The organism is Candidatus Rhodobacter oscarellae, from assembly GCF_001078595.1.
GTDB classification, from domain to species: Bacteria; Pseudomonadota; Alphaproteobacteria; order Rhodobacterales; family Rhodobacteraceae; genus Rhodobacter_B; species Rhodobacter_B oscarellae.
This window is the reverse complement of the sequence record NZ_LFTY01000002.1, coordinates 1,870,686-1,888,492: the sequence shown is the minus strand read 5'-3', so window position 1 is coordinate 1,888,492 and position 17,807 is coordinate 1,870,686. Positions and strand designations below refer to the sequence as shown.

At 67.2% G+C, this 17,807-nt stretch carries 12 protein-coding genes; 7 read left to right on the top strand and 5 right to left on the bottom strand.

What is annotated here, in order from left to right; all coding sequences use genetic code 11:
- Positions 1–77: 77 nt before the first annotated feature.
- Together AIOL_RS13955 and AIOL_RS25945 are read right to left on the bottom strand one after the other, a co-directional pair.
- Positions 78–3,926, bottom strand: coding sequence for an efflux RND transporter permease subunit (locus AIOL_RS13955; RefSeq protein WP_082152590.1), 3,849 nt, complete (start codon positions 3,924–3,926; stop codon positions 78–80).
- Complete coding sequence (locus AIOL_RS25945) at positions 3,923–6,487, bottom strand: efflux RND transporter periplasmic adaptor subunit (protein ID WP_049643540.1); 2,565 nt, start codon at positions 6,485–6,487, stop codon at positions 3,923–3,925. The genes AIOL_RS13955 and AIOL_RS25945 overlap by 4 nt, the downstream gene beginning before the upstream one ends.
- A 242-nt stretch (positions 6,488–6,729) precedes the next feature.
- Between AIOL_RS25945 and AIOL_RS13945 the strand changes: the two genes are divergently transcribed.
- The 3 genes from AIOL_RS13945 (at position 6,730) to der (ending at position 10,310) form a co-directional block, all read left to right on the top strand.
- A complete protein-coding gene (locus AIOL_RS13945; RefSeq protein ID WP_049645453.1) occupies positions 6,730–7,383 on the top strand; it encodes a tetratricopeptide repeat protein in 654 nt (217 codons plus the stop codon).
- A gap of 77 nt (positions 7,384–7,460) precedes the next feature.
- Positions 7,461–8,816 (top strand): PQQ-like beta-propeller repeat protein, encoded by a 1,356-nt coding sequence (locus tag AIOL_RS13940; protein WP_082152589.1) that lies wholly within the window; start codon positions 7,461–7,463, stop codon positions 8,814–8,816.
- Between the two features lie 60 nt (positions 8,817–8,876).
- Positions 8,877–10,310 (top strand): ribosome biogenesis GTPase Der, encoded by a 1,434-nt coding sequence (gene der / locus AIOL_RS13935; RefSeq protein ID WP_049643538.1) that lies wholly within the window; start codon positions 8,877–8,879, stop codon positions 10,308–10,310.
- 303 nt (positions 10,311–10,613) lie between these two features.
- Here the strand turns inward: der and rimO are convergent, their stop codons facing one another.
- Complete coding sequence (gene rimO, locus AIOL_RS13930; protein WP_049643537.1) at positions 10,614–11,996, bottom strand: 30S ribosomal protein S12 methylthiotransferase RimO; 1,383 nt, start codon at positions 11,994–11,996, stop codon at positions 10,614–10,616.
- Between the two features lie 44 nt (positions 11,997–12,040).
- Here rimO and AIOL_RS13925 point away from each other — a divergent pair, with 44 nt between their 5' ends.
- Complete coding sequence (locus AIOL_RS13925; RefSeq protein ID WP_049643536.1) at positions 12,041–12,541, top strand: transglycosylase SLT domain-containing protein; 501 nt, start codon at positions 12,041–12,043, stop codon at positions 12,539–12,541.
- A 455-nt stretch (positions 12,542–12,996) separates the two neighbouring features.
- On the top strand, positions 12,997–15,006 hold the full coding sequence (locus AIOL_RS13920) for an AsmA family protein (protein ID WP_049643535.1): 2,010 nt from the start codon (positions 12,997–12,999) through the stop codon (positions 15,004–15,006).
- Between the two features lie 281 nt (positions 15,007–15,287).
- Here the strand turns inward: AIOL_RS13920 and AIOL_RS13915 are convergent, their stop codons facing one another.
- The gene (locus AIOL_RS13915) at positions 15,288–15,854 is read right to left on the bottom strand and encodes a GcrA family cell cycle regulator (RefSeq protein ID WP_049643534.1); all 567 of its coding nucleotides are present in this window, start codon (positions 15,852–15,854) and stop codon (positions 15,288–15,290) included.
- A gap of 67 nt (positions 15,855–15,921) precedes the next feature.
- Positions 15,922–16,848 (bottom strand): DMT family transporter, encoded by a 927-nt coding sequence (locus tag AIOL_RS13910; protein ID WP_049643533.1) that lies wholly within the window; start codon positions 16,846–16,848, stop codon positions 15,922–15,924.
- Positions 16,849–17,077: 229 nt separating this feature from the next.
- On the opposite strand from AIOL_RS13910, the gene AIOL_RS13905 reads away from it, so the two are divergent.
- Both AIOL_RS13905 and AIOL_RS13900 read left to right on the top strand, forming a co-directional pair.
- Positions 17,078–17,263: a hypothetical protein gene (locus tag AIOL_RS13905; RefSeq protein ID WP_049643532.1), complete on the top strand. Its 186-nt coding sequence runs from the start codon at positions 17,078–17,080 to the stop codon at positions 17,261–17,263.
- A gap of 166 nt (positions 17,264–17,429) precedes the next feature.
- A complete protein-coding gene (locus tag AIOL_RS13900; RefSeq protein WP_049643531.1) occupies positions 17,430–17,795 on the top strand; it encodes an NADH-quinone oxidoreductase subunit A in 366 nt (121 codons plus the stop codon).
- Positions 17,796–17,807 lie beyond the last annotated feature (12 nt).

Here is a 17,807-nt window from a genome sequence, read left to right as displayed (position 1 = left end):
TTAGGAGTGCGCTATAAGGCAGCGAACAGGCGCGGTTCCGTGCCAGAAAGCGCCGAAGTTGGTCGATAGGCGCCGCGTTACTCCGCGGCGCGCATCGCCAAGCGCTTTAACAGCGCTTCGTCGCTTTCGTCTTCGGCATTCGAATCACCGGCAAGGGCGGGCTCATCTTCGAGGAACTCTTCGCCCACAGGGCCCGCCTCTGACGCGTTGATGGCCTCGCCAAACCCCCAGATCAGCTCTGGCGAATTGACGCGCTTAGCCTCGCGCCCCAGCGCGTGGTCCTGCCCGATACGGCTGGATTTTGGCATCACAAGCCGCGTGCCGGTGCGCACCGCGCCATAGGCCGCGGCCCCGAACCAGACCCGCAAGGCCAGCATCGACGGCGTGAAGATCAGCGTCAGCACCGTGGCCACGCCCAGGCCGAACACCACCGCCGTGGCCAGCGATTTCCACCAGAGCGCGGTGGGCGAGTCGATCGAGTAGCCGCCGCCGATGAAATCCACCGAGAGGCCGAACATCATCGGCGCCAGACCCGCCATGGTGGTGATCGTGGTCAGCAGGACCGGGCGGATGCGCACCTCTGCGGTGCGGATGATCGCCTCGATCCGCGGCATGTATTTGGAGTATTCCTGGTAGGTGTCGATCAGCACAATGTTGTTGTTCACCACGATCCCCGCGAGCGCGACGATCCCTGTGCCGGTCATGATGATCGAGAAGGGTTGCTGCATCACCATCATGCCGATCAGCACTCCGGTGGTTGACAGCACCACCGCCAGCAGCACCAGCACCGAGTTGTAGAACGAGTTGAACTGCGCCAGCAGGATGATGAACATCAACCCCAGCGCGCCGATGAAGGCGCGGCCCAGGAAGGCCTGGCTTTCGGCCTCGTCCTCGGCGTCGCCGGTCCATTCGTATTCGATGGAGGCGGGCAGGGGGCTTTCTTCGGCCTCAAGCCATGCCGTCAGCACCTCGATGCGTTCATTCGGGTTGATGACCACCGTGCGCAGCTCGGCGCCGTTTGGCGCAGAGGCGGTCTCGGTGACCAACCGGAACTGGCCCTCGTTGCCCACGATCTCGTAATTGCCGGTCTCGCCCGCGTCGATCTGCTCGTCGGTGAGCTGCTCTAGAACGGCCACGGCGACGGTGTCGGAGTTCCCGTCGGCATCGGCCTCGGTGTCATAGACCGCCTTCACCAGATTGTCGCCCACGCCGGCCTTCACGTCATAGAAGCGCTTCTGCCCGATCCGGCTGATATTGCCGAACTTGGCCACAGGCTTGCGCGAGATGAAGTTGGACATCGGGATCAGCCCGTCGTCGGTGCGTACCTTGAGGGTGTCCAGCGTGGCCAGCACGCGGTCCTGCTCTGGCAGGCGCACGCGGATCTCGATCTCGTCGTCAGAGTTGATCGGCGTGTAGGTGTCCAAGAGAAGCCCGCGCGTCACAAGCTGCACCATGCCGCCCACGATGGCCACGTCGGCGCCGTAGCGCCCGGCCTTTTCGACATCGACGTTGATCTCCCAGTCGATGCCGGGCAGGGGGGTGCTGTCCTCGACATCCACCAGGCCTGGCGTCGCGTCGAAGCGCGCGCGCGCGATGTCCGCCGCGGCGCGCAGATCGCCCCAATCGTCGCCCTTCAGCCGCAGATGCACCGGCTTGGCCGAGGCCGGGCCGACGCCGAGATTGAGGATCTCTGTCTGGATGCCGGGGATCTGGTCGAGCTGCGCCTGTATCTGCTCGAGCACGAAGTTACCGCTATACTCGGGGTCGATCTCTTCGACCTCGAAGGGGATCAGCCCCAAGAGGCGCGTCTGTTGCACGACGCGGGGGCGGTCCTCCCAGCGCACCAGCTCCAGCTGGATCTGCCCGATCGTGTCCAAGGGCCCCGAGGCGCCGCCGGTATTGGCGTTCAGCCCGCCCGCGCCCGCAAAGGCAAAGGCGTTGTCGATGCCCGTGATGCCCAGGATCGCCTGCTCGGCCTGGTTCACCAGCGCGTCCTTCTCGGCAATCGAGAGGTTGCCGCGGGCCTGCACAAAGACGATGCCCTGCTCTGGCTCGGTGGAGACAAAGAACTCCACGCCATAGTTATTCTCGGAGAACAGGCTGAACGTCGCGACGACCACAAAGCCCACGCCGATGATCGACACCACCGGCATGATCGGGTTGCCCGCGATGAACTTGATGAAATAGCCGAAGGGCTTGCGGCGGTAGCCGGATTTGATCGTCTTGGCCTCGCGCTCGATCTTCACCGAGCCCAGCGTGATCGAGGCCAGGATCGCGCCCGTCAAGAAGATCAGCGCGGCCACCAGCATCTCGGACATCGTCGCGCCGCGCAGGAGCGCGATCGCCCCGACATACATCACCGCCCAGCTGATCGGCACCAGCAAGGCGCGGACCACCCAGGAGCAGCTCCGCCGCAGCCATTGCGAGGCGTTCTCGAACGCGCGGCTCATCCGGCCCGCGACCCCGCCCATCACCGGCAGGTAGATCAGCGCCACGATCAGCGAGGCCGAGAGCACGAAGATCAGCGTCACCGGCAGCATGCCCATGAATTCGCCCGGCACGCCCGGCCAGAACAGCATCGGCAGGAAGGCACAAAGCGTCGTCGCCGTGGAGGACACAATGGGCCAGAACATCCGCTTGGCCGCCTCCAGATAAGCGGTCATCGGGCCAGAGCCCTCGCGGATGCGCCGGTCGGCGTATTCCACCACCACGATGGCGCCGTCCACCAGCATGCCCACCGCCAGGATCAGCCCGAACATCACGATGTTGCTGATCGCCACGCCCATCACGGCCAGGAAGGCGAAACACAGCATGAAAGAGGTCGGGATCGCGAAGCCCACCAGCAGTGCCGAGCGCGTGCCAAGGGCGGCCAGGACCACGATCATCACCAGCGCAATCGCGGTCAGCACCGAGCCCTCAAGCTGGCTGACCATCGAGCCCACGGTGATGGACTGGTCGTTCGACGTGCCCACGGTGATGGCCTGCTGCAGCTCTATGGGCCAAGAGGCGCGCTCGGCCTCGACCTCGGCCTGCACCAGGGTCGAGGTGTCAATGATGTTGAAGCCCTTGCGCTTGACCACCTGCAGCGCCACGGTTTTCTCGCCGTTAAAGCGCGCCGTGCCGACGCGGTCCTCGAAGGTCAGGCGGATATCGGCCAGATCGCCCAGGGTCACCACGCTGTCGCCGTTGACCTTGACGGGCAGGTTGTAGACGTCCTGCGGCTCGTCAAAGCTGGACGGGATCTTGACCGAGAACGCACCCGAGGCACTGTCGACCTCGCCCGCCGCGATCAGCTGGTTGTTGTTCACCACCACGTTGATCAGGTCACCGGCGGTGACGTTGTAAGCCTCCAGCCGCAGCGGGTCGATCACCACCTCTAGCATCTCATCGCGCTGGCCGGTCAGCGCGGCCTCCAGCACCGGATCCAGGCTCTCAAGTCTGTCCTGCAAGTCCTTGGCGACGTTCAGCAAAGTGCGCTCTGGCAGCGCGCCAGAGAGGTTCACGATGATGATCGGGAACTCGGAAAAGTTGATCTCGTCAATGGTGTATTGCTCGGCCCCTTCCGGGAACTCGGCCTCGGCCTTGCTCATCCGGTCGCGGACCTCGGCGATGGTGGCCTGCTTGTCCCAGCCGAACTCGAACTCCAGCACGATATTGGCATAGCCCTCCACCGCGGTGGCCGTCATCTTGTCGAGCCCGTCTAGGTCGGCAAGCTCGGTCTCCATCGGCTTGACCAAGAGCTTCTCGCTATCCTCGGCAGAGATGCCGGGGAAGGGCAGCGAGACCACCAGCGCCGGGATGTCGATATCCGGCTCGCCCTCTTTGGGCAGCACCGTGTAGGAGAACACCCCCGCCGCCAGCGACAGCAGGATGAACGCGATGACCATGCGGGCACGCCCGCCGGCCCAATCGACGAGGCCGTTCATCGGCTGGCCCCCTCCCTATAGGTGGGCGTTATGGCGACGCCCTCCGTCACGTATTCCTGGCCCACCACGATGATGCTCGCCGCCTGGGCCAAACCACTTACATAGAGCCCCTCCGGGGCGTCGCGCAGGATCTCCACCGTGGCAAAGCCGGTGATGTCCTTGTCCTCGACCGTGCGCACGCCAAGCGCGCCCGCATCATTCAGCGTCAGCGCCGATTGCGGCACCAGATGCGCCAGCTTGCCCTCGGATTGGATCACGATCTCGGCGGTCTGGCCGTCGCGGATCGAGAAGTCATCATTCGGCACGGTCACCTCAACGCGGAAGGTGCGCGTGGCCTGGTCGGCGGCGCGCGACAGGAACGTCACCTGGCCCACGACCTCGCTGCCAGAGGCCAGCCGCGCGCCCGCAAGCGCGCCCAGCTTGACGCTGTCCACCTGGGTCTCGGGCACAAAGCCCACCAGCTTGATCGGGTCGAGCTGGATGATCGTGGCGCAGAGCCCGCCGGGCTGCAGCAGCGCGCCAAGCTCGGCGGTGTCCGATTCCAGCAGGCCCGCGAAGGGGGCCCGCACCTCGAGCCGCTCGATATCCACCTCGGCAGAGGCCACGCCCGCATTCGCCGACTGGATCCCGGCCTGGGCGCCCTCGACGCCGGATTTGGCGGCCTCGATGCCCGCATTCGCGGTCTCGATCTGGCTGAGCGCCGAGATCACGCCCGCATCGGCGCTCTCGACGCCGGATTTGGCGGCCTCGATGCCGGCCTTGGCGGTCTCGACCTGGCTCTTGGCGCTTTCTACGGCGGCCTTGGCGCTTTCGACCTGACCGATGGCGGATTGCACGGCGGCCTTGGCGCCCTCAAGCTGGCCCTTGGCGGATTGCACGGCGGCCTTGGCGCTTTCCACGTCGCCCTTGGCGGCCTGCACCACGGCCTTGGCGCCCTCGACCTGGCCGCGCGCGGCGACCACGGTGGCCTTGGCGCTCTCGATCTGGCCCTTGGCGGTCTCAACAGAGGCCTTGGCGCTTTCCACCGAACCCTGGGCGCTGATCACCGCGGCCTTGGCGCTTTCGACCTGGCCTTTGGCGGTCTGCACGGCGGCCTTGGCGCTTTCGACCGAGCCGCGCGCGTTCACAACAGAGGCCTTGGCGCTTTCAAGCTGGCCCTTGGCGGCCTCCACGCTGGCCTTGGCGCTTTCGACCTGGCCGTCGGCGTTGACGACGCCTGCCTTGGCGCTCTCAATCTGGCCCTTGGCGGTCTGGACGCTGGCCTTGGCGCTCTCAACGCGGGACATGGCGGTTTGGACCCCGGCGCGGGCGCTCTCTAGCCCGGTCTTGGAGGCCTGAACCCCAGCGACCGCGGATTGCAGGCTGGCCTCGGCGCTGGCAACGCGGGTCTCGGCGGCAAAGCCGCCCTCGGCCAGTCTTGTCGCGGCATTCGCATTGATGCGGGCCTCGTTCAGGCGGGCCTCGGCCTCGAGCACTCGCGCCTCGGCTTCCGGCAGCCGCGCCTTGGCTTCTTCCAACGCGGCTTCGGCGGCGGGGACGGAGGCCACGGCCTCGGCCAGACGCGCCTCGGCGGCGGGGATTTGGGCCAGCGCCTCGGCGCGGCGCGCGACCGCGGTTGGGATCGCGGCCCGCGCCTCTACCAGGCGCGCCTCGGCGGCAGGGACGTTCGCCAGCGCCTCGGCAAGCCGGGCCTCGGCGGTGGGGATCGACGCCATTGCTTCGCGCAGGCGGGCCTCTGCCGCGGGGATCTGAGCGCGCGATTCGCTGAGCCGCGCCTCGGCGGTTGGGATCGAAGAGCCCGCCTCGGACAGGCGGGCCTCGGCGGCGGGGATCTGCGCCAGCGCCTCGGTCAGGCGGGCCTTGGCGGTTGGAATCGAAGCCTCGGCCTCGACCAGGCGCGCCTCGGATGTTGGGATGCGGGCCATCGCCTCTGTCAGGCCAGCCTCAGCGGTTGGGATCTGCGCGCGGGCCTCTAAAAGGCGGGCCTCGGCGGTGGGGATACCGGCCATGGCCTCGGCCAGGCGGGCCTGGGCGGCGGGCACGTTCGCCTTTGCCTCGCTCAAACGCGCGCGAGCCTCGGGGACGCGGGCGCGGGCCTCGGCCACGCGGGCCTCGGCGGCGGGCAGGGTGGCCAGCGCCTCGGCTAAACGCGCGCGGGCCTCGGGCAGGCGCGACTTTGCCTCGCCAAGCCGGGCCGTGGCCTCGGCCAGGGAAACCTGGCTTGTTCCGGGGTCAATCGAGCACAACAGGTCGCCGGCGGCCACGGTGGCGCCCTTGCGCAGGGGCTCGGAGATCACCGTGCCGCTGGTCTCGGCAAGCACGTCGACCTGGCGCGCGGCCTCGGTCTGGCCGCGCACAAGCACGACCTGCTCGATGGTCTCGGCGTTGGATTGGATGGCGACGACCGACACGCGGTCCACCGCAGGGGGCTCTGGTGCGGCCTCGGGGGTCTCGGTGGGGTCCCCGCCCGCGGCAAAGGCCACCACGGCCTCGCGTTCGAACACCATCAAATACAGGGTGGCAGAGACCAGCACCGCCGTCATAATCGAGAAAAACCGCATCCTGGACCTCTCAACCCGTTCTGGGACGTAGCGTAAATCTATCCGGCGGACATATGCGCTTACTCCTCAGTCACAAGGGGCAATAGCCGGAAAACTCACGCTGCAATACGCTAAACTGTTCAGTTCAGTTTAAACTTTTCTGAAATTGGCCGCAAGGCACGGCTTGCCGCAGGCCAGGCCCGCCCTTGGCAAGGGGAATTGCTTGCGTGTAAGAGGGTGAAAACCCAGCTCGGAGAATGTCGTTGAGCGAGACCGACAGCTTTATCGAAGAAGTCAGCGAAGAGGTGCGCCGCGAGCGCCTGTTCGGTTATATGCGGCGCTACGGCTGGATCGCCATCTTGGCCGTCGTGGTGCTGGTCGCAGGGGCGGCCTATAACGAGTACCGCAAGGCGCAGGACCGGGCGGCCGCGCAGGCGCGCGGCGATGCCATCCTGGCAGCGCTAGAGGCCGAGGCCGGCGCCGCGCGTTTGGACATCCTGCAAGGCGTCGAAGACGCGGATGCCGCGGCCCCGATCGTGTCCATGCTGGCGGCCTCCGAGGCGCTGGCGGCCGACGATCCCGCCGCCGCCGCCGCCGCGCTGGAGGCCATCATCAACGACGCCTCCCACGCGCAGCTGTACCGCGACCTGGCGACGCTCAAGCACGCCATCCTGACGGCGGGCAGCACCGAGCCGGACGCGCGCATCTCGGCCCTGGCCAACCTGACGCGCCCCGGCGGCGCCTTTCGCACCCTGGCCGAGGAGCAGATCGCCATCGCCGAGGTTCAGAAGGGCGACAGCGCCGCGGCGATCACGCGCCTGCAGGCGCTGGTCAGCGACATCGAGGCGACCGAGGGCTTGCGCCTGCGCGCACGGCAGTTGATTGTGGCCCTGGGGGGCACGCTGGAGCCGTCGTGAACGCGGCAGCATGGCACGGCGGTAGAGTTATATGTTAGACCGGGGCGATCCGGTGCAGGTGGGGAGCGGCAGCGACAATGGAACGCATGAGGGTGAATAGGGCCGGCGTGGGTCTTTCCTTGGCCTTGGCCAGCGCGCTGCTCCTGGCGGGATGCAGCGATGACGTCGTGATCCTTGAGGGCGAGCGCCTTTCGGTGCGCGCGCCCAACTCCGCGCCCTCGGTGCAGACGCTGTCATCCTTGGATGGTGCGCTGCCAGAGATCGACATCTCCTTCACCCCGCCCGCGACCAGCAGCGGCGACGCCTGGACGCATCCCGGCGGCAGCGCCACGCATCTCTCGGAGAACCCGGCGCTCAGTGCGGCACCGTCGCTGATCTGGACGGCCAATATCGGCCAGGGCAACAGCCGCAAGCACCGCATTACCGGCGACCCTGTGGTCGCGGATGGGCGCGTCTTCACGCTGGACAGCCAGTCGCGGCTGACCGCGGTCTCCACCGCGGGCGCGCAGCTTTGGTCGGCCAGTCTTGTGCCGCCGGAGGAGCGCGAGCAGGACGCCTCGGGCGGCGGCGTTGCCACCGCGGACGGCGCGGTCTTCGCGACCACGGGCTTTGGCGAGGTTGTGGCGCTGGAGGCCGCAACTGGCCGCGAGCTTTGGCGGCAGAACCTCGACGCGCCGGCAACCGCCGCGCCGACCGTGGCGGGCGGGCTTGTCTACGCCGTTGGGCGCGACAACCGGGCCTGGGCGATCGACGCCGAGACCGGGCGCGTGAAGTGGCAGATCCCCGGCACGCCGGACGTCTCTGGCATTGTGGGCGGAGCCGCGCCCGCGGTGACCGAGCGTGTGGCGATCTTCCCGTTCGGCTCGGGCGAGCTGGTGGCCGCGCTGCGCCAAGGCGGGGTGCGGCTTTGGGGCTCGGCGGTCTCTGGCAGGCGTAAGGGGCGCGCCTACGCGCTGATCACGGATATCGCCGCCGACCCGGTGGTCTCGGGCGACGTCATTTACACCGGCAACCAGTCGGGCCGGGCCGTGGCGCTTAGCCTGCATTCGGGCGAGCGGATCTGGACCGCACGGGACGGCGCGCTGGGCTCGATCTCGGTGGCGGGCGGCTCTGTGTTCTTCATCTCGGACCAATCGGAGCTGGTGCGGCTCTCCGCCGAGACCGGCGAGAAGATCTGGGGCACCGAGCTGCCCTTCCTGAAGCGCGAGCGCGCGCGCCGGGCCAAGGCGATCTTTGCCCATTACGGCCCGCTTCTGGCCGGGGACCGGCTTTGGGTGGCCTCCGATAATGGCAACCTGACCGCCTATGACCCCGAGACCGGCGCCGAGCTGAGCACGACCGCGATCCCGGGCGGCGCGGCCAGCGGTATGGCCGTGGCCAGCGGCACGCTCTACGTGCTGTCGGGGCGCGGTCAATTGCACGCTTTCCGTTAGGAAAAAAGCGCGTTATAAGCCGCGTCTTGCGCCGCATGGGCGCGATGTCTCGAGGCTCTCATGTCGTTCACTCTCGCCATTGTGGGGCGCCCCAATGTGGGCAAGTCCACGCTGTTCAACCGCCTTGTTGGCAAGCGCCTGGCGCTGGTCGATGACCAGCCGGGCGTGACGCGCGACCTGCGCGAGGGCGCGGCCCGCCTGGTCGACCTGCGCTTTACGGTGATCGACACGGCCGGGCTCGAGGAGGCCACCGACGAGAGCCTGCAGGGCCGGATGCGTGCGCTGACCGAGCGCGCGGTGGATATGGCCGACATCTGCCTGTTCCTGGTGGACGCCCGCGCCGGCGTGCTGCCCGCGGACCAGGTCTTTGCCGACATCCTGCGCCGCCGGGCGCGCCACGTGATCGTGGGCGCCAACAAGGTCGAGGGCGCCGCGGCCGAGGCGGGCGTGCTGGACGCCTATGGGCTGGGGCTGGGCGAGCCCCTGCGGATCTCGGCTGAGCATGGCGAGGGGATGACCGACCTCTACACCGCGCTCCTGCCCATCATCGAGACGCTGACCCCGGTGGATGACGAGCCCGAAACGGATGTGGATGCCGAGGAGGACCCGCAAGGGCCGATGAAGCCGCTCCAGATCGCCGTTGTGGGGCGCCCCAATGCGGGTAAGTCCACGCTGATCAACAAGATCCTCGGCGAGGACCGCCTGCTGACCGGCCCCGAGGCCGGGATCACCCGCGACGCCATCTCGGTCACCGCCGAATGGGGCGGGCGCGAGATGCGCATCTTTGACACCGCGGGCATGCGCAAGAAGGCGCGCGTGCAGGAAAAGCTCGAGAAGCTCTCGGTCTCAGACGGGCTGCGCGCGGTGAAGTTCGCCGAGGTGGTGGTGGTTCTGCTGGACGCCGCGATCCCCTTTGAGCAGCAGGACCTGCGCATCGCCGACCTGGCCGAGCGCGAGGGCCGCGCCGTGGTGGTCGCGGTCAACAAGTGGGACGCCGAGGACAACAAGCAGGCCAAGCTGAACGAGCTGCGCGAGGCCTTCGAGCGGCTCCTGCCGCAGCTGCGCGGCGCGCCTCTTGTCACCGTGTCGGCGCTGACCGGGCGCGGGCTGGACCGCCTGCAGGCGGCGGTGCTGAAGGCGCATGAGGTCTGGAACCGCCGCGTGGCGACGGCGCGGTTGAACCAATGGCTGACCGGCATGCTGGAGGCGCACCCGCCCCCCGCACCCGGCGGGCGGCGCATCAAGATGCGCTACATGACCCAGGCCAAGACCCGCCCGCCTGGCTTCGTTGTGATGTGCAGCCACCCCGACAAGGTGCCGGAAAGCTACTCGCGTTACCTCGTCAACGGGTTGCGCGAGGATTTCGACATGCCCGGCACGCCGATCCGGCTGACCGTGCGCGGGCAGGGCGACAAGAACCCCTACAAGAACCGCAAGAAATCGACGCCCTCGCGCCTGCGGAAACATCTGGGGAAGGGCCGCGCGGACGAGTGACAAGCGGTCGCCTGCTTTTGGCCTGACGCGGGCATTGGTGCGCCGCAATTTTCTTGCAAGAAAATTGCGAAACTCTTCCAAGAGTTTCTTCAGCGCGCCCCGAAATGATCGCTCTATTCCACCCTCTTACCGGCGCGCGCGCCCACTTTCCTTGGAAGGAAAGTGCAAATCTCTTGCAAGAGATTTGGCCCGTCCAAACGCCCGCTTCAGGCCAACCTTAGATACCGCCCCTTCGCGCCGACTATGAGCAATGAGCACTGCACTGGAGCTCAAAAGAGCCGAACGCATGCCACGGGCGATGCGTTACAACCGGCGGCCCCACAGGTCGTACTCCCCGGCCTCGTCCACCTCCACGGTGAGGATGTCCCCAGGGGCCAGCCCCTCGATCGCCTCATCAATGAAGAGGTTCCCGTCGATCTCCGGGGCGTCCGCCGTGGTGCGGCAGGTGGCGGCGTCTTCGTCCACCTCATCGACGATCACCTGCAGGCGCTGGCCCACCTTGGCGGCAAGCTTGGCCTCCGAGATCGCCTGCGCCTTGGCCATGAACCGATCCCAGCGGTCTTGCTTGATCTCGTCCAGGACGTGATCGGGCAGCGCGTTGGACCGCGCCCCCGCCACGTCCTCGTATTGAAAGCAGCCCACGCGGTCCAGCTGGGCCTCGTCCAGCCAGTCCAGCAGCACCTGGAACTCGGCCTCGGTCTCGCCGGGGTAGCCCACGATGAAGGTCGAGCGCAGCGCGATCTCGGGGCAGATGGCGCGCCACTCGGCGATGCGCTCCAGTGTTTTCTCAGCCGCCGCGGGGCGGGCCATGCGGCGCAGCACCCCCGGGTCGGCGTGCTGGAAGGGGATGTCGAGATAGGGCAGGATCTTGCCCTCGGCCATCAGCGGCACGACCTCAGCCACATGCGGGTAGGGATAGACATAGTGCAGTCGCACCCAGACGCCCAGCTCTCCTAAGGCCTCGGCCAGGGGCACGAACGGGGTCTTGTGGTCGCGGTCCTTTAGATCCGTCCCATAGGCAGAGGTGTCCTGGCTGATCACCAACAGTTCCTTCACCCCGGCCTCGACCAGCCGCTGCGCCTCCCGCAGCACCGCCGCCTGCGGGCGCGAGACCAGCCGGCCGCGCATATCGGGGATGATGCAGAACTTGCACTTGTGGTTGCAGCCCTCTGAAATCTTTAGGTAACTATAGTGCCTTGGGGTCAGGCTGACGCCGCTGGCCGGCAAGAGGTCCACGAAAGGGTCCGGGCTGGGCGGCACGGCGGCATGCACCGCGTCCAGAACCTGCTCGTATTGATGCGGGCCGGTCACCGCCAGCACCTGGGGATGCGCGCCGGTGATGTATTCAGGCTCCGCGCCCAGGCACCCGGTCACGATCACCCGCCCGTTCTCGGCGATGGCCTCACCGATGGCGCCCAGGCTTTCCGCCTTGGCCGAATCCAAGAACCCGCAGGTGTTCACCACCACCGCGTCCGCGCCCTGGTAGTCCGGCGAGATGCCATAGCCCTCGGCGCGCAGCCGCGTCAGGATGCGCTCGCTGTCGACCAGCGCCTTGGGGCAGCCAAGCGAGACCATGCCGATGGTGGGCTGGTCCTCTCTGCGGGCGGCGCCGGATGTGGTACCTGCGTCGCGCGGGACGCGCGCATTAGCCAAGTCGGGGCGAAGATCGGGTGGGTTCTGCGACATGGGGCCCGCTATAGGGGCCCTGCGGCCCAAGGGGAAGGACCGACATGAAACGGATGCTGCTGATCTGCTTGCTGATGGCCGCCTGCGGGCGCGGCGCGCCCGAGCCGACAGTGGCGCAGGAGTTCAACCCGCCGCTCTACCCCGGCGAGAGCCAGGCCACGCGCGCGCTGGTCAATAAATGGGCCGACCATTACGACATCCCGTGCAGCCTGCTGCACCGGGTGATCCAACGCGAGAGCGACTACCGCGCCGGGGCCCGCAACGGGCCCTACTGGGGGATGATGCAGATCCTGCCAGAGACCGCACGCGGGATCGGGTTCCAGGGCGCGAACGCGAACCTGCTGGATGCGGATACCAACCTGGAATGGGGGACGAAGTACCTGCGCGGCGCCTGGTTGTTGTCCTATGGTGACGAAGCTGCGGCGGTGGGCTGGTATGCGCGCGGCTATTACTACGAGGCGCGCAACCGCTGCATGCTGGTGGCTACCGCGCTGCGCGACCGGGAGGTGCGCAAGCACTGCCCGAATGGCTCGGCGGGGTTGTGATTGGCTCGCTTTTTTGTCGGCTTGGGTTGTCTGGCATCGATTGCGCGGGGTTGGTTGCTTATGGCCTGGAGCGGGTATTAGAACCCGCCGCCCCGGACTTGACTCGGGGCCTCCCCCTTGAACCAAGCGCAACGCGGGCAGCAGCCGACCTGGAGGTCGCTTGCGCATCATCTCCGCATGTCGTCCGGTTCTGATAAACGCAATCGTTTCATTGGTATGCGACGTTGCAAAAGCGGCCTCCTGGGGGAGGTCGGCCGCTGCCCGAGGCAAGCTCGGGCGGTTGCATTGCTAGGATTCTGTAGTGTCTGGTGTCGGCAAGCGCTGTCAGGGTCGTGCATGTTGGCAACGCCCGCTCCAGGCCAAACACTGCGGCTTCCCAGAGCGCTCTCGCATTGTTTCCTTGTGACGCCGCCAATCCGCGCTATCCTAACCAAAACAGCGGCGGAGTGAGCAGAATGCGCTGGATTTTTAGGATTGTGACTGCGGTTGTCTTCGTTGCGGCGCTGGCCGTGGGGGCGCTGTTTTTGTTGCCCGCGGAGCGGATCGCCGGGCTTGTCTCCGACCAGTTCAAGGCCGCCACGGGCCGCGACCTGACCATCGCTGGCGACATCCGCCCCACGCTCTTGCCGGAGCTTGGCATCTCCACCGGCGCGGTTTCGATCGCCAATGCGGATTGGGGGCAGGGCGGCCCGTTGCTGCAGGCCGAGGGGCTGACGGTCGGGGTGGATTGGGGCGCACTCTTTGGCGGGGCGATCCAGGTGACGCGGGTCCAGGCCGAGGCGCCGCGGATCACTCTGGAGGTCGCAAAGGACGGGCGCGGCAATTGGGCGCTCGCGCAGAGCGCCGACGAGGCGAGCACCGGTGCCCCCAGCGCCACGGGCAGCGAGGCAAGCGTTCCGGCGCTCTCGCTCGACAAGGCGGTGATATCCGGCGGGCGGGTTGTGTTCATCGATCATGCGTCAGGCGTGACGACCGAGCTGAGAGACATTGATGCGACGGCCAGTTTGCCCGCCTTTGACGGCCCGGCCACGGTATCGCTGCGCGCGGTCATGAACGGGCAGGCTTTCTTGGCCGAGGCGCGCCTGGCGTCGCTGTCTGGGTTCCTTACAGGCGGCGCGGTGGGCACCGAGCTGCAGGCCAAGGTCGGTGGGGCGTCCCTCGACTTTGACGGCGCCTCTGGTCTGAGCCCATTGGCCGCGGGCGGGCGCATAAACGCGGATCTTGCGGATCAGGGCGCGCTCTTTGCGCTGATCGGCGCGGCGGCCCCAGATCTGCCGCGCGGCTTGGGCCAAAAGATCTCGGTTGAGGGTGACATGACCTTTACCGAAGACAAGATCACGCTGCGGGACGCGGCGGTCGCGCTGGATCACAACCTGCTGGTGGGGGCGGCCGATGTCGCGCTTGGCGGGCGTCCGCATGTTACCGCGCAGCTGTCGGCGGCGGCCTTGGATTTCTCGGCCCTGGCAGGCGCGGAGGATGCGGGTGCCGCGGCGGAGCGCGCCGCGGCAGAGGGCGCCGCGACGGCGAGCGCAGGCTGGCCCACGGACCGGATCGATGTCAGCGCGCTGCAATCGGTGGATGCCGATGTGGTGCTTGCCGCCGAAAGTATCGACCTGGGGCGGGCGACGCTTGGGCGCACCAGCATCCGCACGGCGCTGTCCGATGGGCGGGCTGTGACCACGATCCGCGAGCTTGCGGCCTATGGCGGCGCGGTCTCCGGGAGCATGGTCGTCAACAGCCGCGGCGGACTCTCGGCGCGCGCGAATCTGCAGGCGGCCGGCATCGCGATGCAGCCTTTGCTGCAGGAGATGGCGGGCTATGACCGGGTGCTGGCAAGTGGCGATCTGACGCTGAACGTGCTGGCGGTCGGCGATGATATGGCCACGCTGATGCGCTCGCTGTCCGGGGACGGCGCGCTCAGCCTGGGGCAGGGGGAGCTGCGCGGGCTGGACCTTGTGGGGATGCTGCGCAACCTGGATGCGTCCTATGTGGGTGAGGGCGCGCGCACCATCTTTGACGCCATGACAGGCAGCTTCACATTAGAGGGCGGCGTTCTTCGCAACGAGGACCTGGTGCTGAGCGCGCCGCTCTTGATCGCCAAGGGCGCGGGCGTGGTCGATATCGGCGCAATGGGGCAGGAATACCGCCTGGTGCCCGCCCTTCTGGAGGGGCAGGGCAATGGCGGGCTGCGCGTGCCGCTCTTGATCAGCGGAACCTGGGCGGATCCCAAGTTCCGGCTGGATCTGGAGGCCCTGGCCGAGCAGGAGCTGGCCGACGAGGTCGAGGCAGTGAAGGCGCAGGCCGAAACCGTCGTGACCGACCGCATCAATGAGGAGCTGGGCACGAACCTTGAGGGCTTGAATGACGCCGACGAGGTGCTCAAAGAGGACCTGCGCAACCGCGCTGAGAAAGAGCTTGAGGACGCGGCGGGCGGGTTGCTGCGCGGATTGCTGGGCGGGGACTAAGCGGCGCGCGATCGGTCGGGTTGGCCTGGAGCGGACATTGGTTCGCGGCAATTTTCTTGCAAGAAAATTGCGAAACTCTTGAAAGAGTTTCTCTCCCGCGCCCCGAATGGATCCTCTATGCGCAACCTCTCGCCAGCCGCGGACCCAACTTTCCTTTGAAGGAAAGTGCAAATCTCTTGCAAGAGATTTGGCCCGTCCAAACGCCCGCTCCAGGCCAAAACCATAGCTGTCGCTTGGGCAATATCTGTAAGCTGCCGTCTTTCCGCGCCGAAGATCGCCGTCTAGCGGCGCCGGTCGCGGCGCGAGGACATCGGTTGGAACGCCACGCCGACATGGGCCTCGCAATAGGGCTTGCCCGGTTGCACCGAGAGTCCGCAGAACCAGAAGTCATCCGTCGCGGGGTCGCCGATCGGCCATTTGCAGGTGCGCTCGGTCAGCTCCATCAGGCTGATCTTCTTGGCCTTCTTCTCGACCTCGCGGACCGAGGCCAGCGCCTCGGGGCTGATCTCGTTGGCGGAGGGCTGCGGCGGCAGGGGCTGGCCCGCGGGGATGATCGCCTTGCGCGTGATGGGCGTCACCGTGGCGGGCTTTTCCTCGGCGGCGGGCTTTGCCGCCTCGGGTTCGGGCTTGGCCGGTTCCGCCTTGGCCTCGCGCTCTTTCGCGGGCGCCTCCTTTTCCGACCCGGCGCTGGCCGTGGTCGTGGCCCGGTTGGACAGGCCCAGCCGATGCACCTTGCCGATCACCGCGTTGCGGGTCACGCCGCCCAGCTCCTTGGCGATCTGGCTGGCGGACTGGCCGTCATTCCACATGGTTTTAAGGAGTTCTACGCGCTCATCGGTCCAGGACATGGGTTTTCCTTGCTCGGGGTCGGCTCAGTGTTGGCCAAGGCCGCTTTATTTAGGCGTGCTGCGGGGCTTAGTCTAGCCCTGATGTTCCCTTCGTCGCAACGGGGCGCAGCGCCGCAGGGCGCGCGGCGCGGGCCTCGCGCCAGGCCAGCAGGAGCGCCCCCGCGATGATGACCCCGGCGCCCGTCCAGGACACCGCGTCCGGCAGCACGTCAAAGAACAGCGCGTCATAGAGGGTTGCGAAAACCAGCGTGCCATAGCTGAAGGGGACGATCAGGCTGGCCTCGGCGCGGGACATGGCGTTCACATACATCGCCTGCGCCGTGGCCATCACGATGCCGATGCCAGCCATCGCCGCCCATTGGGCGGCCGTGGGGCTCTGCCAGACGAAGGACACCGCGATGCTGGCCAGCGTCAGCCCGATGGCGTTGTTGACCAGCAGGATCTGGAAGGCGCCCTCGCGCGAGGACAGCAGCTTTACGCAAATGATCTCGGCCCCAAAGAACATCGCCGAACCCAGCGCCAGCAGCGCGGCGGGTTGGAAGGTCCCCGGCCCGGGGCGCAGCAGGATCAAGGCGCCCACAAGCGCGATGCCCGCGGCAAGCCAGCGATAGGGCCCGACCCGCTCGCCCAGGAACGGTATGGCCAGGGCCATCGCGAAAACCGGGTTGAGAAAGGTCAGCGCGGTAGCGTCGCTCACCGGGATAAAGGCGACGGAAGCGAACATGCAGGTCACCCCGACCCAGCCAAAGCTCGCGCGCATTAGGTGCAGGCGCAGCCTGGGGCGCTCGAAGCGCGGGCGCATGACCGCGGCGACCATGCTGATCGCCAGAAACGCGAAGAGGAACCGCGCGTGGCTCACCTGGAACGCGGGCAATGCCGGGCCCAGCACGTCGCTTTGCAGCGCCTTGGCCAGGATCATGGTGCCCCCGATGAACACGGTGGCCAGCAGCATGAAGGCGATCGCGCCTGGGATGTTCGGTTGCGGCGGCGGCATGAGAGGCGGTCCCTGGGTGGATGTGTCCGGGCGTCGCGAAGCGGCCCGGACCTGCGCGCGACCATACTCTCTCTGCGCGGGCGGACCAGCCCGAATTGCGGCGAGACACGGCCTCGGCCCCGCAAATGGCGGGCGCTGGCGCGCGACAGCGCCCGCCTCAGATTGCTGATGCAAGTGCATGGCGGGGCGCTATAGTATAGACAGCACCGCCGCCGCGAGGAGACGCCAGATGCAGACGCCAGAAGACTTCACCAAGTTCTACTATAAGAAGGTCGGGCTCGGCGAGGGCTGCGGCTGCGCCGAACGCGTCATCGACATGCACGAGTTTGACCGCGCCGGGGGCATCAACATCGGTCACGCGCCGCGGGTCGGTTTGCTGCGCCGAATCTGGCGGGTGCTGACCCGGCGCGCTTAAGGGCCCCTGCGGATCGAGCCGCCGATGACGCCTGCCGGGGGCCAATAAATAGCGCGCCATCACGTCGCGCGAGAATCGCCCGGGCGTTGGTTGACCCTTAACCATTGCAGGGGTAAGCGTGGTCCCGCAAGCAACGCCATGCGGCCAGCGCGTAAGGAGCCTTTCGGTGCAATCACTCGCTTCTGATTACCTCCCGATCCTTGTATTCCTGGCGCTCGCCGTGGGCCTGGGCCTGATTCTGATCCTCGCGGCGGCCGTCGTTGCGGTGCGCAACCCGGACCCCGAGAAGGTGTCCGCCTACGAATGCGGCTTCAACGCCTTCGACGACGCGCGGATGAAGTTCGACGTGCGCTTCTACCTGGTCTCGATCCTGTTCATCATCTTCGACCTAGAGGTGGCGTTCCTGTTCCCCTGGGCGGTGGCGTTCAAGGATGTCGGGCTGGTGGGTTTCTGGTCGATGATGGTCTTCCTGGCGGTGCTGACCGTAGGCTTCGCCTATGAATGGAAGAAGGGCGCGCTTGAGTGGGAGTGACGCCCCGGCGCA

Excerpts from the sequence above, each read along its gene's own strand:
- AIOL_RS13955 (WP_082152590.1), bottom strand. The coding sequence starts at position 3,926 with ATGAACGGCCTCGTCGATTGGGCCGGCGGGCGTGCCCGCATGGTCATC.
- AIOL_RS25945 (WP_049643540.1), bottom strand. The coding sequence starts at position 6,487 with ATGCGGTTTTTCTCGATTATGACGGCGGTGCTGGTCTCTGCCACCCTG.
- AIOL_RS13940 (WP_082152589.1), top strand. The coding sequence starts at position 7,461 with ATGGAACGCATGAGGGTGAATAGGGCCGGCGTGGGTCTTTCCTTGGCC.
- der (WP_049643538.1), top strand. The coding sequence starts at position 8,877 with ATGTCGTTCACTCTCGCCATTGTGGGGCGCCCCAATGTGGGCAAGTCC.
- rimO (WP_049643537.1), bottom strand. The coding sequence starts at position 11,996 with ATGTCGCAGAACCCACCCGATCTTCGCCCCGACTTGGCTAATGCGCGC.
- AIOL_RS13925 (WP_049643536.1), top strand. The coding sequence starts at position 12,041 with ATGAAACGGATGCTGCTGATCTGCTTGCTGATGGCCGCCTGCGGGCGC.
- AIOL_RS13920 (WP_049643535.1), top strand. The coding sequence starts at position 12,997 with ATGCGCTGGATTTTTAGGATTGTGACTGCGGTTGTCTTCGTTGCGGCG.
- AIOL_RS13915 (WP_049643534.1), bottom strand. The coding sequence starts at position 15,854 with ATGTCCTGGACCGATGAGCGCGTAGAACTCCTTAAAACCATGTGGAAT.
- AIOL_RS13910 (WP_049643533.1), bottom strand. The coding sequence starts at position 16,848 with ATGCCGCCGCCGCAACCGAACATCCCAGGCGCGATCGCCTTCATGCTG.
- AIOL_RS13905 (WP_049643532.1), top strand. The coding sequence starts at position 17,078 with ATGCAGACGCCAGAAGACTTCACCAAGTTCTACTATAAGAAGGTCGGG.